Raw genomic sequence first — 25,684 nt, 5'->3', positions numbered from 1 at the left:
ACTTTTCGGTAGCTGTAGGCTTCTCCTAGATCCTCGAAAGGTAGAGAAGGGTAAAATTCGTTTTAACAAATTTAAAATTAGCATCGTAGTCGATTTTAACCGAATTCAGTTAGAGGTTTCAGAAACTTGAGTTCCTCGCAGATATCGGAATAAAAGACATATTAAAAAATAATTGTATAAATTGTGAGCGAAAAACAAAAGGATACAAGCTCCTAAATTTATTTATGGGGATTGTAATGCGTGAATTTTGCATTCGGAGCGAAGCGACATGACCACAATTCCTGAGGCTCTCCAACTCGCTGTTCAACATTACCGAGCCAAGCGCTTTATCCAAGCCGAAGAGGTTTATCGTCAAATTATAGACGTAAATCCTAAGCAGCTAGAGGCACTATATGGGTTAGGTATGCTGGCGCAGCAGCAGGGACAATATCAAAATGCAGAACAATTTTTTCAATCAGCCTTGCAATTACAGCCAGAAGCAGCGGCAATACACAACAGCTTGGGCTTGACTCTGCAACAACAGGGTAAACTAGAAGAAGCGATCGCCTGCTATGAAAAAGCACTGAAAATTCTACCCGACTGCATAGAAGTGCAAGTTAATCTCGGTAATGCTCTCCACATCCAAGGAAAGCTGTCACCAGAAGAACAAGTCCACTATGCAGACTTAAATCAGAAGTTTGCTTTAGGTAGGCAACAGGTAGGCGATTTCAAGATTGCAGAGTTATATTATCGTCAGGCTATTGCATTGCAGCCAGATTTGGTACAGGCTTATAATAATTTAGGAGAGATATTCCAAAAGCAAGGGCGATTGAATGATGCCCTCAAGTCTTACCAACAAGCTATAAAAATTAAACCAGACTATCCTTATAGTTATCATAACTTAGGGCATTTTTTACATCAAACAAGCAAATTTGAGGAAGCAATAGAAGCTTACAAAAAAGCTTTAAAGATTAAACCTGATTTGGCAGACACCCATAACAACTTGGGAAATAGTCTGAAGGCATTAAATAAGTTTGATGCCGCTAGAGAATCTTATCAGGAAGCTATCAAAATTCGACCTGATATTGATTACATTTATTACAACTTAGGAACAATACTTAAAGATCATAACAGAATAGAAGCAGCAGTACAGGCATTTGAACAAGCTGTCAAAGTTACGCCAAACTATGCTCCTGCTAAATTGGGTATTTGTATCAGCCAACTGCCAATTATCTATTCTAGTGTTGATGAAATTGAATTCAGACGAAATCAGTATCAACAGCATTTGCAAAACTTAGCTAAAAGTTATGAATTAACTAATCAAGAAGAACGGGCAAAAGCAGCTGAGGCTGTGGGAACATTACAGCCTTTCTATTTGACATATCAAGGCTTAAATGACCGAAATTTGCAGCGAACTTATGGGGAAATGATTTGCCAAATTATGTCGGATCGCTATCCCCAAGCTTGCCAGCCGCTTGTCCTTCCGAATTTAGATAAAAATGAAAAGATTCGGGTTGGTATTGTTTCTAGATTTTTTTATAATCATTCTAATTGGAAAATTCCAATTAAAGGTTGGGTAGAAAATATCGATCGAAGTGAATTTGAATTATTTGGTTATCACACTGGGGTGACAAAAGATTCTTCAACAACAAGTGCCGCCAAAGCTTTTGATAAATTTGTTCAAGGTGTTCGCTCAATTGAACAATGGTGTGAGGCAATAACAGAAGATAAATTACACATCCTAATTTTCCCCGAATTTGGAATGGACTCAATCACAGTCAAACTGGGTTGTCTCAAATTAGCGCCAATTCAAATGACATCTTGGGGACACCCCGATACCAGTGGACTACCGACAATTGACTATTACTTGAGCAGTGACTTAATGGAACCAGAAAATGCTCAAGAACATTATACAGAAAAATTAGTTAGATTACCAAATCTATCTATTCACTACACACCTTTAGCAGTTCAACCTGAAGAAATTAAGAAGCCAGATATAGGTTTAATAGAGGATGAAATTTTCTTTTGGTGTTGCCAGTCATTATATAAATATTTGCCCAATCATGATGATGTTTTTCCTTCCATTGCTAAAGAGTTAGAAAATTCTAAATTTGTATTTATTAAACACGAAAGTGAAGATATTACAGAAATATTTCGCCAGCGCTTAAACCATGTTTTTGCAGCATTAGGGTTGGATTATCAAAAGCACTGTTTATTTTTATCTCCGATGAATGACAGAAAGTTTGCTGGAACTACAGCCTTAGCAGATGTCTTCTTGGATAGCATTGGTTGGTCTGGATGTAACTCTACTTTAGAATCTATTGCCCATAATATTCCGGTTGTCACTTTACCAGGAGAATTGATGCGGGGACGGCATTCTCTGGCAATTTTGAAGATGATGGGTATAGAAGAGACGATCGCCTCAAATAAAGCAGAATACGTGCAAATCGCCATTCGTCTAGGAAAAAATGCTGAATATCGCCAATATATCTCCCAGCAAGTGGCAGAAAATAAACATAAATTATATGGCGATTTAAAACCAGTCAGAGCACTGGAAGATTTTCTTTTGCAACTGGTTAATAAACCAAGGCAATTTAATGTCCAAGAAGTTGCTGAACTCTTTCAACTTGCAGTTCAACATCATCGAGCTAATCGCCTAGACGAAGCTGAACAGCTATATCGTCAGGTGATAGAAAAACAACCAGACTATTCAGAAGCATTATACGGCTTCGGGATGCTGGCACAGCAGAAAGGTGCATTACAGGAAGCCCAGAAGTATTTGAATGCAGCTTCGCAAGTTCAGCCTAACTCTGTGAAAATTTGGTTTAGTTTAGGCAATTTGTGTCAAGCCCAAGGACAGTTACCAGAAGCTGAAGACGCTTATAAAAAAGCTATTGCTTTGCGACCCGATGCAGGGACAATTTACAACAATTTGGGCTACACCTTGCAACAACAAGGTAAGTGGTCAGAAGCGATCGCATCTTATCAAAAAGCTTTGGAATTTCAACCCAACTGCACAGAAGCGGAAGTCAGTTTAGGGAATGTGCTTTTTGCCCAAGGAAAGCTCTCAACAGAGAAACAAGCCTATTATGCTGAATTGAATTACCCGCTGGGCATGGTTCGCAAACAAGCGGCTGATTGGCAAACTGCTGTTGTTTACTATCGAGCTGCGATCGCACTACAGCCCGATTTGCTAGAAGCTCATTATAACTTGGGGGTGGTACTGCAAGAACAAGGACAGATCGTAGAAGCAACGCTCAATAGCCCGTCGTAGACATCGGTTGCTATCGAAAAGCTTTGGATTTCAATGCCCACATAAATTTAGGACAGATTTACCAAACCCAACACCACGAATTTACACAATTTGACTCACTAAAAATCTGTCGTTAAACGGGTCGTCTCACCAAATTGCCAACTGCGATCAATCTAAACTTAAACTTTAAAATTAAAGAGGTATTTATGGCTTTAAAACAAGGAACCAGCGGTAATGACTCACTTACAGGAACTGCTTTAGCCGATCAAATCTTTGGAAGTTTCGGTAACGATACTCTACTTGGGCTAGGGGGAGATGATTTTCTTCAGGGCGACCAGGGTGACGATTTCTTAAATGCTGGTGATGGCAGCGATCGCCTCTTCGGTGGCCTTGGTAGTGACATCTTATTGGGAGGTGCAGGTAATGACTTCCTGGATGGAGGAAGTGACAACGACAGTCTTGATGGTGGCGATGGTGATGATATTATTCAAGGCGGCCAAGGTGACGACATAATTCAAGGCGGAGCTGGCAACGATCGCCTTCTGGGCATCAGTGGCAATAATCGGATTGAGGGGGGGACTGGCAATGACTTCATCCAAGGAGCCAGTGGTAGTAACTTCACAGGGGGAGGCGTAGATACGCTTTTTGGGGGTGATGGGAACGATCAGATATTTGGGTTTGGTCAGAATGATTTACTCTATGGCGGCATTGGCAATGACACCCTTGACGGCGATGGTGGAAACGATCGCCTTGAAGGAGGCGATGGGAACGACTTGCTTGATGGAGACATCGGCAATGACTTGTTGTTCGGCGATCTTGGACAGGATACTGTAGATGGCAACACCGGCAATGACATTCTCGAAGGGGGCGGCAATGATGATGTTCTCCTGGGACGTGCTGGTAATGATATCCTCGTCGGTGTGGGTCGGGGTAGCCAGAATTCTTTTGGAGATTCTGACTTAGGTTTTGGGGAAACCGATATCTTGAGTGGGGGAGTTGGGGCAGACAAGTTTGTACTTGGAGGTAATGACCAATTCTACTACCTCGGCTCCGGTTTTACCCTTGGTGATGCGGCTTTAATTGGCGTGGATAATAACGGCGTGTTGCAACGCGACTTTGACCCTGCATCTGGCGATGTCATCCAGTTGGAAGACGGGATTGATTATAATTTTTTCGAGGCAGATATTTTTGGGACTGGGGTAACTGATACCATAATTGCGGCTGATCTCACTCCGTTTGGTCTTGATATAGACATCATAGGGGTTGTAATTGGAGCAACAGCAGCAGAAGTTGCACCTACCATACAGTTTGTTTAGTTTTTGCCACACAGCCATAACTTTTGCCAGATTTCAAGGGTTAGATTATTGAATTTGAATCGAGTCGAGACCAGAATTTTTAGAGAATTTTATCTTAGAGGAACTGAAACATGTCAGCAAACAAAAAATACAATCACCAGATGGAAATCAATGACCTTATTGATGATGCCATTGTCAATGCAGTAACACGCAGAGAGTTAGTAGAAACTTTGTCTGATGAGGAAGCGGCAAGAGTTGCAGGTGGTCTGACTGCGGAAGCAACAAAAGTTCCAGTGAGCATTAAGCCAGAAATTATCGCAGGTTTCAAGCCAATTCAGCCGATTAAGCCAATTTGCCCACCGCTGATAGTTGGTCTAATTGCACTACCGGATGACCGTAAACTTACCAGCTAGTCTTCAAGTATTAAAGATATTCTTTCGGTGGAGGGCCCATTCATGAAAGATATAACCGATGCTCAGACTACCCTTTGCCCTAGTGCTAGACCCGAATCTGTAGATGCTGTTGTCTTCGGCGTAGTTGGTGGAACGGTAGCAGCACCTCGTATAGCTTATCTCAAACAGCCTCTGCCCATCACAGATGAACTGTTGGCAAAGGCTAGCCCAGTTACACCTGCCGAAATTTTTCGGACGGCAGCATCCTGCGCGGAATCGGGTTGTCAACATTTTGATGGCAAAGACTGTCGTTTAGCAATCGGAATTGTTGAGAAATTACCCGCAGTAGTGGAGCAACTACCAGCTTGTTCTATCCGCCGAGATTGTCGTTGGTGGCAGCAAGAAGACAAGGCAGCTTGTATGCGATGTCCGCAAATCATCACAGATAACTATTCTTCATCTGAGCAGTTACGTCAAGCAGCAGATCCTTCTATATATTTGCAGACTTGATTATTACTATAAACACTGGCTGACTTTTACACCACAAAAGCGATATCAAAGGAGACAGTAAAAAATATGTCCTTAACAATTTTCGAGAAAGTTAAAGAGTTCCTCATCAGAATAGTCAAAGACGAAACTTTTCGCAGCCAACTGATGAGCGAGAAAGTTGAAGAAGTGAAAACAGCTTTAGAAAATGGTGGCTATAACTTTTCTCAAGCAGAATTTGAAACAGCCGCTATCAAAATATTGGAATTGAAAGAACTAGGCAAATTTCAGGATCTCAGCGAAGAGGAATTAGTCGGAGCTTTTGGTGGTCTGATCAGGAACAATGATAGAATTGTTCAGCCACTATACGGTGTAATCTACTGGCCTCCTGAAAAGTATCCAAAACCATGGCCGAAACCAAGGCCTATTGATCCACAGCCCATGTATGGCATAGTAATTGGCCCACTTGATCCACCTGTACAAGCAATGTACGGAGTAGTTATTCCACAAGAACTACAATAGCTTAATCCTAAGAATTTAAAAGTCAAACGGGAAATAATATTGGTTACTACGGCCCTTATGAACGCCTGTTGCGGGGACGGGGAAACGAGCATGAATTCTCATTTTGGCAAGGTTGCGGTGCAGGACTCTCCACCTTGGGAATTGAAGCTGACGGAGCGATTAAAGGTTGTCCCTCACTGCCGACTACTGCCTATACAGGTGGTAATATTCGAGACCATGCCCTGCATGACATTATTGAAAATGCAGAAGAATTACGTTTCAATCTAGGAGCAGGAACACCTGGAGGCACAAAACACCTGTGGGGTTTCTGTAAAACCTGCGAATACGCTGAACTTTGTCGCGGGGGTTGCAGTTGGACTGCCCATGTTTTCTTTGACAAAAGAGGTAATAATCCTTACTGCCATCATCGCGCTCTTACTTATGCAGAACAATGTATGAGAGAGCGTGTAGTTCTCAAAGTGAAGGCACAAGGTTTACCCTTTGATAATGGTGAATTTGAGCTAATTGTCGAGCCTACAGACAGTCTTTTGCCAGCAAACGACCCATTACACTTTACTGCTGACAGCATTCAGTGGTCAGAAAGTTGGCAGCAAGAACTGGAAGTTTCTCACTCCCTAGCAAGGTTATAAATTATGGCAGAAAATTCACAAATTACCACAGTTTCAGAGAAAACAACTGACCTTGAGTTATCACCATCTGAAGAATTAAAGAAAATCCCTCTGCTTCCACGTTCAGCTTGGAATAGTCAATTAACCTATTTGAAAGTGCTGTTAAAAGCAAAACAAGTCTTAGATAAAAGCTGAGAGTTTAAGAGGATGTTTGAAAAGTCCTCTTGTCGGGATCAAAAGTTCTAGATCCCTCTAAATCCACGCCACTTGCTTATGGGGGAAACCCCCAAGACCGCAGTGGCTCCCCGATTGGGGGAATTTGATTCCGGTTCCTCCCTTAAAAAGGGGAGCCAGCGCGGTCTTCTCCCATTCGTGAGAGGCTAGCGCCTTTCCTTCGGAACGCTCCGCGTTCGCGTAGCGTCTCCAAGAGTTGGGGTCTCCCCCTTCGGGTTCGGTAGTTTCAACTCGACGGAAACCGCCTTCGCGGAGCGTCTCGCAGAGAAGACTTGAACTACCTCACCAAGTGGAGCGACTGGCGTGGGTTAGGGGGGATCTAAAAGTGCCTAAAGTCACAGCAAAACACTTTTCAAACAACCTTTAATAGGGATGGCAGAAAAATATTAATTACCAACATCAAGAGAGGATTTATGTCATCAAAAGCTATACTTTCAGACTTAATTATTTCCAAGCCAAAACCCAAGCCCAAGCCCAATTTCAATCCCAATCCTAATCCCGATCCTAAACCTAATTTCGCTACCGCTCAAGGGAATACTATTTATTTCAACTATAATCAAAGTCCTTCAGGAACTTTGACTGATAGCCAAACAGACACATTAGTTCAAGGTGGCGTGGGTGTTGCTATTGCTGAGGCTCAAGCGATTTTTTTTAACGATGACCCAACTTTTTCATCACTCTTCACTGATACTAGTGTAATTGGATTAGATGGTCAGTTTACAAGTAGTTCCGATAGCGAAACAAAGGTACTCGCTAGTTTTACAGTTGGCGCTAATCAAAGCTTCTCTTTTGAGTTTTCAGCAGATTTAGCACTGACAGCTAAAGAAATTGAAAATCCTAAAGTTGAATATAACAAAGCTCAGTCTAAAACTGCTTTTTTAGTGTTAGACACGACAAATCCCAATAAGGCTAAAGTTATAGATTATTTTGGCATCCAGGTTAACTTAATCTCCTCTGATAAAATCGGCAAACTGACCCTTGGTCGTAGTCGCAATATTACGATTAACAGTCGTAATAAAAGTTCTGATATTAATGGCAACAATGGTAGTGACTTCCTCAATGGTAATGCTGTTGGGACTTATCAACGGAATTTTAATCGCAATACCAACATAACTATAGTCGAAATTAATACTAGTACCGTTGAATTGGCAGGAGATACTTTAATCGGCAACTTGGGTAAAGATGTTATCTATGGCACGATTTGGAAGGATAATCTGACGGGAACCAAGGGTGCGGACAAAATTTATGCCAGCTTGGGGGATGACAAATTATATGCAAACAAAGGTAATGATATCCTCGACGCAGGCCAAGGTAATGATTTGCTAAATGGTGGCGATGGCAATGATACACTCTATGGCGGTTTCGGCAATGATGTCCTGATTGGTGGTAGTGGTAATGATGTCTTGGTTGGTGACAATGGTAATGACACATTTATTTTCAAACGTGGTGATACCTTATTTAGAAATGACTTTGATGTCATTCAAGATTTCCAGGTTGGTATTGATAAGATTGTATTAGATGACTGGGGAAAACTAGGTAGCATAACAGATACGCAAGATGGTGCTGTCCTCACATTAAATTCTTTATTGAATCAAGAAACAATACTAGTTTCAGGTGTGAGTGCCAGTCAGATTAACTCTCAATCAATATTTTTTACTTAGGGCTAATTACTCTTCAGGCAAACTACTCTTATCTCGGATGATTTCCACCTGAAAAAGCAGATCTGTTGAATTCCCTAAAAGACGTTGATAAAATCCCTCTCTTATAGAATAAAATAGCCCTGCTTTTTCAGAGCCATAAACAGGCAAAATATTTTCTTGGGAGTTATCATCTATCCTCTAAGGCTATACTAATCCGTCACAATTTAATATCAACTTAATATAGCTATGAATCCTACAAAAGTTTCAGAATGTAAAGTTAAATCTCGCACTCAAATCGCGGTGCAGAAGCATCAGTCAGTCCAAGGGAATAAAGCTGAATTGCTATATAAAACAGAAGTGGTTGAAATCTTCCAACTAGCATTTCAACATCAACGAGCTAATCGTTTAGTGGAGGCTGAACTACTATATACTCAAGTTTTAGAAAAACAACCTGGCCATCACGAAGCTTTATATAGTTTAGGGATGTTGGCGCAACAGATGGGGCAACCCCAAACTGCTGAACAGTGGCTAAATGCGGCTTTACAAATTCAACCTGATTCTGCTAAAACTTGGTTTAGTTTAGGTAATTTGCGTTTAGTTCAAGAACAGTTTTTGGAAGCGGAGAAAGCTTACCGTCAAGCTCTAGTCCTAGTACCTGACTCATTGCCAATTTATAACAACTTGGGCTATGCTTTGCAACAACAAAGACTATTTGAAGAAGCAATTAAGTACTATCAAAAAGCTCTAAAGTTAAAGCCAGACTTTATCGAAGCCGAGGCGAATTTGGGCAATGCACTACACGCTCAAGGTAAGCTCTCCAGCGAACAACAATTGCACTATGCACAATTGAATAATAAATTGGGTGTTGCCCGAAAAAAAGCAGGGGATTTGAAAACTGCTGTTACTTATTACAAGCAAGCGATCGCACTACAGCCAGATTTTCTAGAAGCTCATTATAACTTGGGGCTGGCGCTGCAAGAACAAAGCGAGTTAGAAGAAGCGATACCTACGGCGGTAAACTACGCATCTTCTAAAAAACTCTTGAAAATTAATCCCAACTACGGAGAAATTTACCTCAACTTAGGCAAAATTTACCAAGAGCAGAACAATTTAACAGAGGCGATTTCTGCCTATCGACAAGGATTAAAGCTGATTAATCCCCACTATACCAAGGTGATAGAATCTGAGCAAACTTCTGAGATAGCCCAAGAAGTGTCAGTAACACCGCAGATTTCTCAAGGAAATGTCACTGTCGGAGCGTATCAGTTTCCCGCTATTGGACTTGTACCAGACAGCGAGAAGGCACGACCTTTCTGGAGTGTAGTAGTAACTGTATATAACCGCACAGATTATCTACTCGAATGTCTTACTAGCCTACTAGCACAATGGCCAGGAGAAGAGGAGATGGAAATTCTGCTCATGGACAATGCTAGTGAGACACCCGTATTAGAGATGGTAAACAGGATTGGTAAAGGGGTGGTGCGCTGTTACCGTAATCCAGAGAATATTGGACCTGTAAATAATATGAATGCAGGTATTGCCCTCAGCCGTGGTAAGTGGATTCATATACTTCATGATGATGACTGTGTTCTACCTGGTTTTTATGCCCGACTTAAGCAAAGTCTAGAAGATTGTTCAGATTCTATTGGGGCAGGTTTTACAGGTTTTGAATATATCAATGGGAAAGGGGAAGTACTTTCTTCGCAAGAATATGGATATGGAGAGCAGAGAGGCATCCCTCACGATTGGTTGTGGAAGATAGGAACGATTTGTATAGTGATGCTGCCAGCTGTAGTCATTCGTCGGGAAACATTTGAACGACTGGGGGGTTATTACCCACAGTTGCCTGAAATTGCCGACTGGGAAATGAATAAACGTATTGCCTCTTTTTATGATTGGTGGTATGAGCCAGGAATTTTGGCTCGTTACCGTTTGCATTTTCAAAGACTATCAACTGAATATTGGGGTTCTAGCAAGCAACCGACAGCCTTTCGCCAAGCAATAGAAATAGCCGAGAGCTATCTTCCATCTGAATTTTGTTCAGAAATCACGGCACAAGCTCGTAGCCAATACTTTGATGGATGTCTAGAAAGCGCTTTAATTCCCCTCAAAGCTGGGGATATTTTTGGTGCATTTCGTATCATCCAAGAAACCCTCAAACTCGATCGCTCTCCTGAAGCGGCGGTAAAGTTATTTGCTTGGTTGACTCAAACTGAAGCTGCTCCCCTACGAGAAGAAATCATTGCGAAATTGCTATCTGTACCTGTAGACAATATTCCGACTGAATTAAAACCCTCACCAACTGCGATCGCAGCTTAGGATTATGAAAGTACTTGTAACTGGAACTGAAGGTTATATCGGCTCGTTATTAGCTCCCCTCTTAATCCAACAAGGTCATGAAGTTATTGGTTTGGATACTGGCTTTTATAAAGTCGGTTGGCTATATAACGGCACCAAGATAACTGCCAAAACCCTCAACAAAGACATCCGCCACATCACAAAAGAAGACCTGCAAGGGGTAGAAGCAGTAGTTCACATGGCAGAACTCTCCAACGACCCCTTAGGTCAGTTAGCCCCTGATATCACTTACGATATCAACCACAAAGGCTCAGTATATTTGGCTAAGTTGGCGAAAGCATCTGGAATCCGACGCTTTGTCTATACTTCATCATGCAGTGTCTATGGCTTTGCCACTCAAGACTACGTTAGCGAAGAGTCTAACATCAATCCCCAAACAGCTTATGCCAAATGCAAAGCACTTGTCGAACAAGATGTGAAACTTCTTGCTGATGATGGTTTTTCTCCCACCTTTCTAAGAAATGCCACAGCCTACGGAGCTTCTCCCAGGATGCGCTTTGATATTGTCTTGAATAATCTAGCAGGTTGGGCATGGACAATTAAAGAAATCAAGATGAACAGCGATGGTACACCTTGGCGACCCCTAGTGCATCTATTGGATATCTGCAAAGCAATTATCTGTACCTTAGAAGCTCCGCGCGATCTAATTCACAACCAAATTTTTAATGTCGGTGATACAAATAGCAACTATCAAGTCAAACAAATTGCTCAGATAGTTGCAGATGTCTTTACAGGCTGTCAATTGAGCTTTGGTAAACACGATCCTGACAACCGCAGCTATCGGGTTTTATTTAATAAAATTAACCAAAATTTACCAGGATTTAAATGTGAATGGGATGCCCAGCGTGGTGCCCAACAACTTTATAATGTCTTCCAGCAAATCGACATGGATAAAGAAACATTTGACTCTAGAGGCTTTACTCGCCTGAAACAACTGGAATACCTCATTCGTACTCAGCAAATCGATCAAGATTTCTTCTGGCGGACTGTTTAAATTAGAAATCCGATTTTTGCAAAAAAATATAAATTATGAATTTACCAAAACCAACAAATAATCAACCAACAACTGGTAACTGTCTGTTCTGTGGAACAGGGTTGCACCATACCTTCGTAGATTTAGGTATGTCTCCTCCCTGCGAAAGCTATCGCAGTCTTAAACAACTCAATGAAGTAGAGCCTTTTTATCCTCTACATGTCTATGTTTGTGAGGAGTGTTTTTTAGTTCAACTCCAAGAATACATTAGCCCGGAAAATATTTTTAGCGACTACGCTTATTTCTCTTCCTACTCTGATAGCTGGTTGCAACATGCCAAAAAGTACGTTGATTTGGTAATAGAGCGTTTCCAATTAAACCAGGAAAGTCAGGTAATAGAAATTGCTAGTAATGATGGTTACTTGCTGCAATACTTTGTTGCCAAAAACATCCCATCGCTGGGAATAGAGCCAGCGGCAAATGTTGCAGAAGTAGCAATTAAAAAAGCTATTCCTACAGTTATCAAGTTTTTTGGACAGGAGACAGCCCAAGAACAGGTTGCTAAGGGCAAACAGGCAGATTTATTACTAGGAAATAATGTCCTTGCTCATACACCCTATCTTAATGATTTTGTTAAAGGGATGAAAATTATCCTCAAACCGCATGGTGTAATTACTATGGAATTTCCCCACTTGATGCGGTTAATCGAGGAAAATCAGTTTGATACTATTTACCATGAGCATTTTTCTTATTTTTCCTTCCTCACCGTAGAAAAGATATTTGCTGCTCATGGACTGACAATTTTTGATGTAGAAGAATTAACTACTCATGGTGGTTCTTTGAGAATTTATGCCCGCCACAATGAAGACTATTCTAAACCTATTAGCCACCAAGTATCAGAATTGAAATCCAGAGAAAAAGCAGCTGGCTTTACACAATTAGAATACTATTTTTACTTTGGTGAACAGGTTAAAGAAACCAAACGCAAGTTATTAGATTTCTTGATCAAAGTTAAACGAGAGGGAAAATCGATTGTTGGTTATGGCGCTCCAGGTAAGGGAAATACTCTCTTAAACTATTGTGGTATCCGCACAGATTTTCTTGACTACACAGTAGACCGTAACCCTTATAAACAGGGTCAATTTTTACCAGGAACTCATATTCCGATTTTTCATCCAGACAAAATTGCCGAAACAAAGCCTGACTATGTACTAATTTTGCCCTGGAATCTGAAAAATGAAATTATGGCACAAATAGCTTACATTCGGGATTGGGGAGGTCAATTTGTTGTACCAATTCCTGAAGTTAATCTTTACTCTTAAATATTTAATATTTTTTATTATCAAAAAGGGGTGAATGATATGAAAGTAGTTTTATTTTGTGGTGGTTTAGGAACTAGAATGAGAGAATATTCCGAAAGTATTCCTAAGCCAATGGTTAATATTGGCTATAGACCAATATTATGGCATGTAATGAAATACTATGCTCACTATGGACACAAAGATTTTATCTTATGTCTTGGTTACAAAGCTGACTTAATTAAAAGCTATTTTTTAAATTACAATGAATGGCTTTCTAATAACTTTAGTCTTTCCAACGGGAGCAAAATTCAGTTATTTAATCGGGATATTCAAGATTGGAATATCACATTTGTAGATACAGGGTTAACTGCCAACATTGGACAAAGGTTCAAGGCAGTAGAAAAGTATCTAGAAGGAGAAGAAGTTTTTTTAGCTAACTACAGTGATGGTTTGACAGACTTGCATCTACCAACATATATCAAAAATTTTTATCAGCGTGATAAAATTGGTAGTTTTTTGTGTGTCAGACCAAGCCAAAGTTTTCACCTAGTTGATATGAATGAGAATGGTTTAGTGAAAGATATCAAAGATGTTAAGCAACGCGATATTTGGATCAATGGAGGATATTTTATCTTCAAAAAAGAAATTTTCAACTATATTAATTATGGAGAAGAACTTGTTCTTGAGCCTTTTCAAAGGCTGATTACCAAAGAAGAACTTTTTGCGTACAAATACACTGGATTTTTTGGGGTAATGGATACCTTTAAAGAGAAGCAACAGTTAGATGATATGTATGCTCAAGGCGAAAGACCTTGGGAAGTATGGGGAGATCAACAACTACAAGTAAGCCATGTATGATCCAACTTAGTTTGAACAAAACAGAAGAATCTGAATACAAAATCCTTTGTCTAGGTTCTCATTGTGATGATATCGAAATTGGTTGTGGAGGCACAATCTTAAAGCTGATAGAGAATTACCAGGATGTTGTTATCTATTGGGTTGTCTTTAGTTCCAATGAGCAAAGAGCACAAGAAGCAACAGCAAGTGCCAGTCTTTTCTTAAAAGAAATCCCAGCCAAGAAAATTCTCATCAAAAATTTTCGAGATGGCTTTCTACCTTTCCAAGGCATAGAGGTGAAGGAATGCTTTGAACAGTTGAAGCAGGATTTTTCACCAGATATAATCTTTACTCATCAGCGAGACGATCGCCACCAAGATCACCGCTTAATTTCTGAGTTAACTTGGAATACCTTTAGAAATCATTTAATTTTGGAATATGAAATTCCCAAATATGATGGTGATTTGGATATTCCTAATTTCTTTGTTCATTTAGATGAGGCACTCTGTCGCCGAAAAATTCAATATATCTTGGATGCATTTTCTACTCAAAATAATAAACAGTGGTTTACAGAAGATACTTTTCGTTCGCTCCTCAGAATTCGCGGAATTGAATCAAATTCACCGAGTAAATATGCTGAAGCATTTTACTGCCGAAAAATATTTTTCTAAAAAATTAGATTTTTAATTATCTCTCCAATTTGCAAGTTCATGATATTCACTGAAACTAAAATAAAAGGGGCATTTATTGTTGATTTAGAGTTGCAACGAGATATTCGGGGCTTTTTTGCTCGAAGTTTCTGTACTCAAGAATTTAAAGCTCATGGTTTAAAACCTACTATTGCCCAATGCAATTTATCTTTTAACTATACAAAAGGAACGTTACGAGGTATGCATTATCAAAAGCCTCCTTCTCAGGAAACAAAATTGGTGCGTTGCATCCGGGGGGCTATTTATGATGTAATTATCGATTTGCGTCCAGAATCTCCAAGCTATTTATCTCATATTGGTGTAGAACTAACTGCTGAAAATCGCCTTGCTCTCTATATCCCAGATAGTTGTGCTCATGGGTTTCAAACGCTCACCGACGAAACTGAAGTGACTTATCAAATGGGTGATTTCTACGCCCCAGAGTATGCCGATGGCTATCGTTATGATGACCCAGCTTTTGGTATTGAATGGCCATTACCAATAAGTGAAATATCTGATAAAGATAAGGCTTGGAATTTATTTGTACAGAGAAAGATAGTGAGATCAAGCCTGGATAATTAGTTATGATTCACACTTTTGCAAAAAATGATATTGCCCAAAATATATATCAGCTAGTAACTGAACTATATCCTATATGTCGCAGTATTACAGGTAATGGTGTTAGAGAAACTCTAAAAATTATTAATCAGCATATTCCTTTATCAGTTCATGAAGTTCCAACTGGCACTCATGTTTTTGATTGGACAGTTCCGAAAGAATGGAATATTAAAGATGCCTATATTAAAAACTCACAGGGTAAGAAAGTTGTAGATTTGGCTAACTCGAATTTACATATTGTTAACTATAGTATTCCAGTAGATCAAAAGCTATCCCTTGAAGAACTAAAAGCACATCTATTTACACTTGTTGATTATCCTGATTGGATTCCCTACCACACTTCCTACTATCAAGAAACTTGGGGATTTTGCCTGAGTCACAATCAATATTTGGAACTAAATGATCAAGAATATGAAGTATTTATTGATTCTTCCCTCGAACCAGGTCATCTGAGCTATGGAGAGTATTATATTCCAGGAGAAAGTACTGATGAAGTCTTAATTTCTTGCCATGTTTGTCATCCTTCACTGTGTAATGATAATCTTTCGGGAATTGCGATCGCTACTTTTATCGCTAAATATTTAAGTCAAACTACACCAAGATATTCCTATCGATTTCTCTGGATTCCAGGAACCATTGGTTCAATTACATGGTTGGCTCTGAATGAGGCAAAAGTCAATAATATTAAACATGGTTTGGTATTAACTTGTTTAGGAGATGCAGGCAATTTTACTTACAAAAAAAGCCGTAGAGGTGATACTGAAATTGATAACATTGCTGCTTATGTACTCAAAAAGTCAAAACAGGATTATGAAATTATAGATTTTTTCCCCTATGGCTATGATGAGCGACAATATTGCTCACCTGGATTTAATTTAGCTGTAGGTTGCTTGATGCGATCGCCTCATAACTGTTTTCCCGAATATCACACCTCAGCTGATGATTTAAATTTTGTTCAACCACAATATCTTGCCGAGTCATTCTTTCAATGTAGTTCAATATTAGATATCCTCAATAACAATCAGATTTACTACAACCAAAATCCCAAATGTGAGCCACAGTTGGGGAGAAGGGGTATATATCAGGCACCCAATGGTCATCAAGATAGTAAACTAAATCAAATGGCAATTTTGTGGATTTTAAATTTATCTGATGGTCAGCATACTCTGCTAGATATTGCAGAAAGATCGGGAATATCATTTGATGTGATTAAATATGCTGCTGATATATTATTAGCGCATGACTTGTTGGCAAGTAAAAATAACTAAGGGAAAATCAAAATAAATCCTGAATTCATCTTTATTTTGCCTGTGAGCGTAGCGACTACATAATTCATAAAAACCTTAAAGTAAATGCTTTTGTACTGTCTGATAATGTGCAGCTTCTAAGGAAGTTGGTATTACATTGCACAATTTTTGTGTATTATTGTTCTCAATTTTCTTGTAAAAATACTTATTTAGTGTTAAATTATTTGATATTATTTTTACATTAAGTTTATAATTACTGCCCTGTTATTAGCTAAACTTTATACTTGAGAATGTACTTAACCTCTTCACTATTGTTTGGAAAAATATCCTATCCAACTTCATGATTACTTGAACTAAATGTCATTACTTCTACCATTGTATTAGCAGTTTAGATGATTGATATTAGAGAAGTAGTTTAAAAACATAGCTTGTCTAATACATGAATAAAAAATGGGCTGCTAAACGACTTACAATCAATCTCACCTCAGGCGAGGCACAGAAGCTTGAACAATACTGTTCAATAACGGGGAGACCAGCAACTGATGTAATTCGGGAGCTAATTCGCTCTCTTTCTCCTAAGGATGAACAAGCTTCTGGAACCTAGTAAATCACACTGTATAAAAAATCAAACTAGGGTAAGCACATCTCAATTTGTGAGGGAAATATTGTGCTTAACAGTTATCAGCTAACAGTGAATCCCTATAACTAAAGTTAAGGGATTTAAATAAGGACACTCTCTTATGCCGCTAACACTGCGCTAACAGAGCAGAGGAAGTCTCTGCTCTGATTTTTCCCTTGGATCTCGTGCAATTATCTTGATAGAGTTATTGAATTTTGCGCGAATTTTCAAACATTTTCTTAATGTTTGGCAGATGACTCCAGTCCGTAATTGAATTGGTTAACGATCGCAAAAATTCCTGACTCTTGCTGCTCTGGAGGTGTATTCTGCAATAACAATCGCCCAATTTGCAGGTGTGTTGACTGTTTTTGTGCTTCTGGAATGAGTGAATAGGCAGCTTGCTGGACGCGAGCGATCGTGTAAAAATTTATATAGAACCATCTCAGAATGTTCCTGAGTAGTTGCTTGATTTTCTAAACCAAACTGGTGTCAGCTGCGCCCAATTGGGTGGAATAGATGGGTTAATTTGTGGGGCTGCTGTTGTTAGTATCTTTACCAAATTCTTAAGATATCCTTAAGGTAGAGATAAAAAACTTTAATATTTGTAATATTTAAAATTAAAAGTTATCTTGCTCTGGTTGTTGAATCACTCCGGCGAAAGAGCAACAGAGATTGTAGAAGAGGTTAGATGTAATTTGACAACAACCTTTTAAACCTAAGTTTATGCAGCAGAATTTTTTGATCTCAATCGAGGAAAAAGAAAAAATATTTCATACAGAACTAGTCAAATACGGTGTGGAATATGAACAAGCTCGAAAAGCAGCACAAATTTTAGCTCGCAGTCAACCAGATGAGCTTTTATCACACCAAGACAGACAAATAGTTACACAAGCATGTCACAAGTGGTCAACAGAGCGTAAACGCTACAAACGCATCATTACATCTGTTGTAGATTCTTGAAGGCGTTAAGCAGGTAGTGTATGGAAAAAATATACTAGACAAACACTGGACACCTCTTACTCAATTTCCTAAATATTTAAATTGATATTGGGCACTCCTGCTGTTAAAGGGTGTAAAGGACTAAATGTCAACCTTTAGATAGTATTTTTAAGCATAAAAATTGTTGTAAAAATTTTCAGATAGCTAAATGTTTGTTCCATGCGCTCGTTGCCACTTCAATAAGCGTGGTTCTCGTCAAGAGCGGGGAGCTAACGCAACAGTTGGGGTGGTCACTGACTTGTACTGAGCGCAGTCGTTGGCGCAGCCTCTCCAAGAGTTGTAGCTTTGTCGTACGGCACGCTACGCGAACGTGGAAGCAAGCTACGCGCAGCCTCTCCAAGAGTTGTGTCGAATCCCTATTCTTTTCTATCTCCCTTGCCTCTTGTTCAATTAATCACGGTAAACAAACTAACGAGTTGCTGTTCACTGATTTAACAAAAGCGATCATTCTTCACACAAGGTAGAACATAAGATGGAATCCACACAAGACAAACGGGCATTAGTCACAGGTGGGAACCGAGGGATTGGGTTTGCGATCGCTCAAGGTCTACTGGCAAAAGGCTACTCGATAATTATCACTTCGCGATCGCTTGATAACGCAAAACTTGCGGCCCAGAAACTTCAAGGGAAGGTAATTCCCATTGAATTGGATGTCACTGACGATCGCTCTATCAATCAAGCAGTAAAAACCCTGCACCAGAAGATTGATCGGTTAGATGTTTTGATCAATAATGCAGGCGTGTATCCAGACAAGAATGTAAATATTCTTACCATTGACCGTGAGTTACTTGATTCCACAATGAATGCCAACACCTTTGGCGCAATTCGGATGGTGCAGGCATTTTTACCCCTGTTGGAAAAATCCCCCGATGCCAGAGTTATCAATGTTTCAAGTGGGTATGGAGCATTAGAAGACTTGTCTTATGATGTCCCAAGTTACTGCCTATCGAAGCTAGCATTAAATGGTGCAACGATTATGCTGGCACAAGCTTTGCAATCCTTTGGGATCGTTGTCAATTCGATTTGTCCGGGGTGGGTCAAAACAGATATGGGTGGGTCATCAGCACCGCGAGAGCCAGAACAAGGAGCCGACACTGCAATCTGGTTGGCTACTGATGCTCCACGCAATATAAGCGGCAAGTTTTTGCGCGATCGCAAAGTAATTCCTTTTTAACAAGCCTTTCTACTGTGAGCGTTTGCTGCGGTTAATAAACCAGTTACAAAGACTGTTACTTTGTTAATGTGTTGAAACCCTAACAATCCTAATTATTCTGCGATCTAGATTAGGGAACTCCAAAAAATAAATTATCCAATTTCAATCTTTCAAAACAACTTTCCCTCCCCCTGCTCCCGTTCGGCTACGCTCACGGCAAGCCTGCTCCCTACTTAGGGCAAACGCATCTAAAGTATAAAAATCCTTTAATAGCAAGGGTTTCAGGGTTTTTAAATTTAGCCTATTTTTTTGTCAATATCCTTATCCAGCAAGGGTTTCAGAAATACTGTGCGTTCGCCCTGGCTCCCTACTCCCCTGCCATCAAAGCGATGGGATATTTTTTTAATTGGAAGTCCCTTAGTGCATCCCTTTCTTTTATCTACACTACTTTGTCATCTCAAGGAAGATCGTGATTTTATTCTACATAATCCATTGAAAGAAGCGAATCAAAAGATTAGCCTCGCTGATCTTTCCTTAATTAGGATTTGAAGAGTTAACTTGACTTGAATTCTGGGAACTATCATAGGAACTACCAAAATCTATTAGAAACCAACATTCAGGCAAGTATTAATGTTTAAATTAATTGCTCGTATCCCTGACTATAATATTGCAAGTTTAATTTATGAAGCTACTGCCACAGTAATTTATCGAGCATACTCCAAGGCTAACGGACACTCAGTTGTCATCAAGCTGCTCAAAGCAGAGTATCCCACTATCAAAGAGATTGCTCAACTCAAGCACGAATACGAAATTATCCAAAACTTGAACATTGCAGGTGTAATCAAAGCCCATGAATTAATTAATTATGATAATGGCTACAGTAATGGTCTAGGAATCATTTTAGAAGACTTTGGTGGAGAATCTTTAAAATATCAAATATCTAATACAGGGTTTGAACTTACAAAATTCCTCAACATCGCCAGTCAAATTACTGAAACTTTGGGAGAGTTACATACCCACCACATTATCCATAAGGATCTTAAACCCGAAAACATTCTTTATAACTCCAATACCGAAAAAATAAAACTGATTGACTTCAGCATCGCTTCGCTGCTGTCAAAAGAAAGTCCAGAAATTAGTAGCCTCAACCTTCTAGAAGGAACGCTGGCTTATATGTCGCCAGAGCAAACTGGACGCATCAATCGAACTTTAGATTATCGTACAGATTTTTACTCATTAGGTGTCATTTTCTATGAAATGCTGACGGGTCGGCTCCCCTTCCAGAATGCTCAAGACCCAATGGAGTTGGTGCATTGTCACATTGCGAAAATTCCCGTAGCTCCGCACGAGATTAATCCTAATGTACCACTGGCAATCTCTGCGATCGCCATGAAACTTCTGAGCAAAACTGCTGAAGACCGCTATCAGAGTGCTTATGGGTTAAAGGCTGACCTAGAGCAAGCAGCGATACAACTGCAAACAAAAGGCAGCATTGAACTTTTTACCCTAGGCCAGCAAGATTTTTCGCATCAATTCCAAATAGCTCAAAAACTTTACGGTCGGGAAGTAGAAGTGGCAGCTTTAATGGCTGCCTTTGAAAAAGTTAGCCTTGGTTCGAGCGAAGTTGTGTTGGTAGGAGGATACTCAGGTATTGGCAAATCCTCACTAGTTAACGAAGTTCACAAACCGATTGTCCGGCAACGAGGTTACTTCATTGGTGGCAAATTTGACCAACTCAAGCGAGATATTCCTTATGCTTCTTTGATTCAAGCATTTCGAGAATTAATGCGACAACTGTTAACTGAAAGCCAAGCCAGAGTAGAGGTTTGGAAAAATAAATTACTACAAGCATTGGGAGTTAACGGTCAAGTTATTATTGATGTCATCCCGGAAGTAGAACTGATTATTGGACAGCAAGCGCCTGTACCGCAGTTGGGGGTTGCTGAGTCTCAAAACCGTTTTAATCGGGTGTTTAAGCAATTTATCCATGCCTTTACTGCCGCCGAGCATCCTTTAGTACTGTTTTTAGATGATCTCCAATGGGCAGATGCTGCTTCTGTGAACCTGGTCGAGAATCTGATGACTGACCCAGAAAGTCAGTATCTATTGCTGATTGGGGCTTACCGAGATAACGAAGTTAGTGCCACCCATCCGCTGATGCTAATGCTAGAGACAATTCAAGCATTTGGGGCAACCGTTGAAGAGTTGCTCTTGAAGCCATTAGCAGCACCTCATATTACTCAACTACTGACTGACACATTCAATTGCGAATCATCTCAGGCAGAACCTTTAGCTGATTTGCTATTTCAAAAAACCCAAGGTAATCCCTTTTTCTTGACTCAGTTACTAAAAGTACTGCATCAAGATGATCTCTTAACGTTTGATTATCGTTCAGGTTTCTGGCAGTGGGAACTCGACAAAATTCAGGAACAAACCATTACCGATAATGTTGTCGATTTAATGGTGAATAAAATTCAGAGACTGTCAGAACCAACACAGCAAGTTTTACAATTAGCTGCTTGTGTTGGTAACCGTTTTAATTTAGAAATCCTAGCTCTAGTCAACGAAAAATCTCCATCAGCAACAGCAATTGATTTATGGTCAGCTTTGCGGGCGGGATTAATTCTCCCCTTGAGCGATACTTACAAAATTCCTCAGTTATTGAATCAGTCGGAATTAGCAACATACTGTCAGGCTGCGGTACAAGTTGACTATAAGTTTTTGCACGATCGCGTTCAGCAAGCTGCCTATTCTTTAATTCCAATTGACCAGCAACAGCAAGTACACCTGAAGGTGGGAAAATTACTATTACATAATACTGAAAAAGCCCAGTTGGAAGAGCATCTTTTTGATATTGTCAACCATCTCAATGCTGGAGAGTCATTGATTGTTGAACCAGCAGAAAGATATGAACTGGCAGAATTAAATCTGAAAGCAGGTCAGAGAGCAAAATCATCTTCGGCGTTTGTAACTGCATTAAAATTGCTGAAAACAGGGATGAGCTATCTACCTGAAAATAGCTGGCAAGATAAATATCAACTCACCCTAACTTTATATTTACAATCTGGAGAAGCAGAATTTTTAAATGGTGAATATGAGCAAGCTTTGCTGATTTTTGAGCAGACTTTCAGCAAAGTTAAAACTACTCTTGATATGTGTTGCGTGAATGAATATCGAATTATGTGTTATCGCATGGAGAATGACTTAAACTCCGCCTATGAAATTGGGTTAAACACCTTAGAGCTTTTAGGCTTAGAGTTTCCGGCTTATCCCGATGATGCATATCTGTTGGAAAAACTTAATTATACCAAGGAAGTTATTGGCGATCGCTCAACTTTTAGTCTCGCAGAACTACCACCAATGCAAGACGAAGAGAAGTTAATGGCTCAACGCATCTTAAAAGAAGTCTGGCCTATTGCCTACTTTTTAGGATCTAAAGCGTTGCATATCACATCTATGAATATAACTCAACTTTCAGTTCAGTATGGCAACTCACCAATTTCGGTATTTGGTTACATGCTGTATTCCTTCAATCTGGTGTTTCAATATGGTGAGGTAGATTCAGGTTATGAGTTTGGTGAGCTATCTTTGCGGTTGCACGAAATTTTAAGAACGAAGGAATTGGAAGCGAATATTTTGAATATGTGGGGAGGTTTAATCTGTCATTACAAAGACCATATAAGCCAGGCAAAACCTTATTTATTAAAGGGATTTAATAGTGGTTTAGAAACAGGCTCTTATCAATGGTCGGGTTATTGTTCAGTTAATTTTTTATGGCAATCTTTATTTGGGAATGAATCTTTAGAAAAAACCGCAGAGATAGCCGAAGATTTTATTCCTACCCTCCGCAAGATTGACAAAAACATGTTGAACTACCATCTGCTGGCTAGGGAAGCGATCGCTAACCTGATTAAGCCAGCAGGTAAGATTGACCAACTTGTTGGAACTTGGGCAGATGAACGGCAAGTGCTAGAGTTTGCGTTGGCATCTTCGGATATGTTGAGTGCATTTGTAGTTTACATCTATAAACTCGCGCTCAGTAACTGGTATGGAGAGTATACCAAAGCTGTTGAGTATGCGGAAAATGCCGAAAAATTTGTTGGTGGATCGCGAGGAATTTTTATTAATCCTGTTTTCTACTTTCACCAAAGTATTGCCTTGGCTGGGGCTTATGCTGAGGCAGATACCCCAACTCAAGTGATTTATCTACATCAACTAAATACCAACTTAGAAAAATTCCAGCAATGGGCAATGCACTGCCCAACCAATTATCAACACAAATTTTTGCTGATTCAAGCTGAAATTGCTCGGATTTATAAACAAGATTATCAGGCAATGGAACTGTACGACCTAGCGATCGCTTCTGCTGCCGAAAACGGTTATTTACAAAATGAAGCCTTAGCAAACGAACTGGCATTTCGATTTTACTTAGCCAAGGGTAGGAAAAACTTTGCCAAAGTTTATCTTAAAGAAGCCCGCTATCGCTATCTAAAGTGGGAAGCTACGGGTAAAGTTCGGCAACTGGACGAACAATATTCCCAACTTTTTACAGATATAGTCGGGGAGGTAAATGGGCGGAGTACGGCTACAAAGCAGATTCAGGATATTTCTGAAGCTAAAACCCAAGCTCTAGATATCAGCACAGCGATTAAAGCGTCCCAAGCATTGTCAAGCGAGATGGAGCTAAATCGGCTGCTGGAGAAGATGATGACAATTGCGATCGAGAATGCTGGTGCCCAAATGGGTTATCTACTTGTAAAACAGGATAACCAGTGGGTAATTGAAGCCGAGGGAAATACCGATCGAGACCAAGTGACAGTGCGATCGTCCAGTCTGGTGCAAGTAAAGCATAAATTGCCAGTTTTACTGATTAACTATGTTGAAAGAACAAAAGAAAATTTGGTTTTAGACGATGCTAGCCACACAGAGCGTTTTGTGAGTGACAACTATATTATTGCCAATCAACCTAAATCAGTTTTGTGTTCGCCTTTTGCTCATCAGGGTAAGCTAACTGGAGTTCTTTACCTGGAAAATAACCTCACCACCGGAGCCTTTACCGCAGATCGATTAGAGGTACTGAACTTATTGACTTCGCAAGTTTCCATCTCTATAGAAAATGCTCGCCTCTACACAAATTTGCATACATACTCCCAGGAGTTAGAAATTTCGGAAACACAAGCGCGTGAGAAAGCAAAGCAGCTAGAGCACACACTTGATGAATTGAAGCTCACCCAGTCCCAGATGGTGCAAAGTGAAAAAATGTCTAGCCTGGGACAGTTGGTGGCAGGCGTTGCTCACGAAATCAATAATCCAGTCAGCTTTATCTACGGCAACCTTACTTACGTCAATAATTATTTCAAAGACTTGATGAGTGTAGTACAACTTTATCAGCAACAAAACCAGAATTTATCATCTAAAGTTCAGAATGAAATAGATGCGGTTGACTTAGATTTTTTGATGGAAGACTTACCTAAGCTGTTAGCTTCCATGAAAGTGGGAACCGATCGCATTCGTCAAATTGTATTATCTTTACGAAACTTTTCCCGCCTAGACGAAGCTGAAGTCAAAGCTGTTAATATCCATGAGGGCATTGATAGCACCCTGATGATTTTGCAAAATCGGCTTAAACCCGAACCAGACTCTCCGCGAATTCAGGTAATACAGGAGTACGGCAACCTGCCACCCGTAGAGTGCTACCCTGGACAACTGAATCAGGTATTTATGAACCTGATCGCCAATGCGATCGACTCTTTAGAGGAATTTAACGAACATCGGACTTATGCCGAGATCGCCCGTCAGCCAAGTATCATTACAATTCGTACTACTGTTGAAGGCGATGTCGCCGTCATTCGCATTGCTGACAACGGTTGTGGGATGAGCGAAAATGTGCAGCGGCAACTCTTCACACCCTTTTTTACTACCAAAGCTATTGGTAAAGGCACTGGTTTAGGGCTATCTATTAGTTACCAGATTGTCACTAATAAGCATCGAGGACAGTTGGAGTGTCGATCCGTTTTAGGACAAGGGGCTGAATTTATTGTTTCTATCCCCCTTCAGGCAAAGCTAGAAGCCTGAATGTCTAATCATTACAGCAGAAATTATCTATCAGTCTCAAAAATCGTTGATATCTACCCAACAAACTTACTTCAGCATATTTTTGCTGATTTCGCACTTTCGTCAGGTAAAAACTTTCGTGTTAATTTAGGTACAATTATTTTTCATCAGCCACCAAGAGCGCAAGTGTGCGTTAGCGAAGCTCGCCGAAGGTATCGCTTTTTCTTTTTGTTTGGCTTCGACTTCGATCCACGGTGCTTGCTGGTAAACTAGAAGTAATCATGGAGTCTGGTTACCAGCAGGGCAAAGTGTTAGGGCAAATAAATGGTGTAAATTTGAGAGAACATTTAGCAATCAAAAATCAGAGACTAGATACATTAGGGAAATAATTTATGGTAAAAAAAGAACCATAACTTACTGGGAAATA

18 protein-coding genes and 3 pseudogenes are annotated in these 25,684 nt (G+C 39.9%); 20 read left to right on the top strand and 1 reads right to left on the bottom strand.

The window, feature by feature from the left end:
- Positions 1 to 268: 268 nt before the first annotated feature.
- The 16 genes and pseudogenes from RM347_RS11850 (at position 269) to RM347_RS11775 (ending at position 17,036) form a co-directional block, all read left to right on the top strand.
- Entirely contained in the window at positions 269 to 3,253 is a 2,985-nt protein-coding gene (locus RM347_RS11850) for a tetratricopeptide repeat protein (RefSeq protein ID WP_322716461.1), read from the top strand.
- A 185-nt stretch (positions 3,254 to 3,438) separates the two neighbouring features.
- Complete coding sequence (locus RM347_RS11845) at positions 3,439 to 4,548, top strand: calcium-binding protein (protein ID WP_322716460.1); 1,110 nt, start codon at positions 3,439 to 3,441, stop codon at positions 4,546 to 4,548.
- A gap of 110 nt (positions 4,549 to 4,658) precedes the next feature.
- Positions 4,659 to 4,940: a hypothetical protein gene (locus tag RM347_RS11840; protein WP_322716459.1), complete on the top strand. Its 282-nt coding sequence runs from the start codon at positions 4,659 to 4,661 to the stop codon at positions 4,938 to 4,940.
- A 42-nt stretch (positions 4,941 to 4,982) separates the two neighbouring features.
- Positions 4,983 to 5,429, top strand: a complete 447-nt coding sequence (locus RM347_RS11835) for a nitrogen fixation protein (protein ID WP_322716458.1) — start codon at positions 4,983 to 4,985, stop codon at positions 5,427 to 5,429.
- Positions 5,430 to 5,495: 66 nt separating this feature from the next.
- Positions 5,496 to 5,927 (top strand): Nif11 family protein, encoded by a 432-nt coding sequence (locus RM347_RS11830; protein ID WP_322716457.1) that lies wholly within the window; start codon positions 5,496 to 5,498, stop codon positions 5,925 to 5,927.
- Positions 5,928 to 5,950: 23 nt separating this feature from the next.
- Positions 5,951 to 6,556, top strand: a pseudogene (locus RM347_RS11825) (SPASM domain-containing protein); the annotation flags it as partial.
- 3 nt (positions 6,557 to 6,559) lie between these two features.
- Positions 6,560 to 6,730 carry a hypothetical protein gene (locus tag RM347_RS11820; protein ID WP_322716456.1) on the top strand — a complete coding sequence of 57 codons (171 nt, stop codon included), beginning with the start codon at positions 6,560 to 6,562 and terminating at the stop codon, positions 6,728 to 6,730.
- 452 nt (positions 6,731 to 7,182) lie between these two features.
- The gene (locus tag RM347_RS11815; RefSeq protein WP_322716455.1) at positions 7,183 to 8,430 is read left to right on the top strand and encodes a calcium-binding protein; all 1,248 of its coding nucleotides are present in this window, start codon (positions 7,183 to 7,185) and stop codon (positions 8,428 to 8,430) included.
- 225 nt (positions 8,431 to 8,655) lie between these two features.
- Positions 8,656 to 10,728 (top strand): tetratricopeptide repeat protein, encoded by a 2,073-nt coding sequence (locus RM347_RS11810; RefSeq protein WP_322716454.1) that lies wholly within the window; start codon positions 8,656 to 8,658, stop codon positions 10,726 to 10,728.
- 4 nt (positions 10,729 to 10,732) lie between these two features.
- The gene (locus RM347_RS11805; protein ID WP_322716453.1) at positions 10,733 to 11,761 is read left to right on the top strand and encodes an NAD-dependent epimerase/dehydratase family protein; all 1,029 of its coding nucleotides are present in this window, start codon (positions 10,733 to 10,735) and stop codon (positions 11,759 to 11,761) included.
- Between the two features lie 35 nt (positions 11,762 to 11,796).
- A complete protein-coding gene (locus tag RM347_RS11800; protein ID WP_322716452.1) occupies positions 11,797 to 13,062 on the top strand; it encodes a class I SAM-dependent methyltransferase in 1,266 nt (421 codons plus the stop codon).
- 39 nt (positions 13,063 to 13,101) lie between these two features.
- The gene (locus tag RM347_RS11795; protein WP_322716451.1) at positions 13,102 to 13,899 is read left to right on the top strand and encodes a sugar phosphate nucleotidyltransferase; all 798 of its coding nucleotides are present in this window, start codon (positions 13,102 to 13,104) and stop codon (positions 13,897 to 13,899) included.
- The gene (locus RM347_RS11790) at positions 13,896 to 14,549 is read left to right on the top strand and encodes a PIG-L deacetylase family protein (protein ID WP_322716450.1); all 654 of its coding nucleotides are present in this window, start codon (positions 13,896 to 13,898) and stop codon (positions 14,547 to 14,549) included. The genes RM347_RS11795 and RM347_RS11790 overlap by 4 nt, the downstream gene beginning before the upstream one ends.
- Positions 14,550 to 14,588: 39 nt before the next feature.
- Complete coding sequence (rfbC, locus tag RM347_RS11785) at positions 14,589 to 15,149, top strand: dTDP-4-dehydrorhamnose 3,5-epimerase (protein ID WP_322716449.1); 561 nt, start codon at positions 14,589 to 14,591, stop codon at positions 15,147 to 15,149.
- A 2-nt stretch (positions 15,150 to 15,151) separates the two neighbouring features.
- Entirely contained in the window at positions 15,152 to 16,453 is a 1,302-nt protein-coding gene (locus RM347_RS11780; protein WP_322716448.1) for a DUF4910 domain-containing protein, read from the top strand.
- 418 nt (positions 16,454 to 16,871) lie between these two features.
- Positions 16,872 to 17,036 (top strand): CopG family transcriptional regulator, encoded by a 165-nt coding sequence (locus RM347_RS11775; protein ID WP_322716447.1) that lies wholly within the window; start codon positions 16,872 to 16,874, stop codon positions 17,034 to 17,036.
- Between the two features lie 272 nt (positions 17,037 to 17,308).
- On the opposite strand, the pseudogene RM347_RS11770 reads toward RM347_RS11775, so the two are convergent.
- Positions 17,309 to 17,489, bottom strand: a pseudogene (locus tag RM347_RS11770) (hypothetical protein); the annotation flags it as partial.
- 285 nt (positions 17,490 to 17,774) lie between these two features.
- Here RM347_RS11770 and RM347_RS11765 point away from each other — a divergent pair.
- The 4 genes and pseudogenes from RM347_RS11765 to RM347_RS11750 all read left to right on the top strand — a co-directional run.
- A complete protein-coding gene (locus RM347_RS11765; protein ID WP_322716446.1) occupies positions 17,775 to 18,011 on the top strand; it encodes a hypothetical protein in 237 nt (78 codons plus the stop codon).
- A 511-nt stretch (positions 18,012 to 18,522) separates the two neighbouring features.
- Positions 18,523 to 19,224, top strand: a complete 702-nt coding sequence (locus tag RM347_RS11760; RefSeq protein ID WP_322716445.1) for an SDR family NAD(P)-dependent oxidoreductase — start codon at positions 18,523 to 18,525, stop codon at positions 19,222 to 19,224.
- A gap of 609 nt (positions 19,225 to 19,833) precedes the next feature.
- Positions 19,834 to 25,278: a trifunctional serine/threonine-protein kinase/ATP-binding protein/sensor histidine kinase gene (locus tag RM347_RS11755; protein ID WP_322716444.1), complete on the top strand. Its 5,445-nt coding sequence runs from the start codon at positions 19,834 to 19,836 to the stop codon at positions 25,276 to 25,278.
- A gap of 250 nt (positions 25,279 to 25,528) precedes the next feature.
- A pseudogene (locus RM347_RS11750) lies at positions 25,529 to 25,684 on the top strand (IS701 family transposase); the annotation flags it as partial.

This window comes from Nostoc sp. ChiQUE02 (genome assembly GCF_034531305.2).
In the GTDB taxonomy this organism is placed as follows: Bacteria; Cyanobacteriota; Cyanobacteriia; order Cyanobacteriales; family Nostocaceae; genus Nostoc.
The sequence above is the reverse complement of the archived record's forward strand: the minus strand, read 5'-3'. Positions and strand labels throughout refer to the sequence as shown.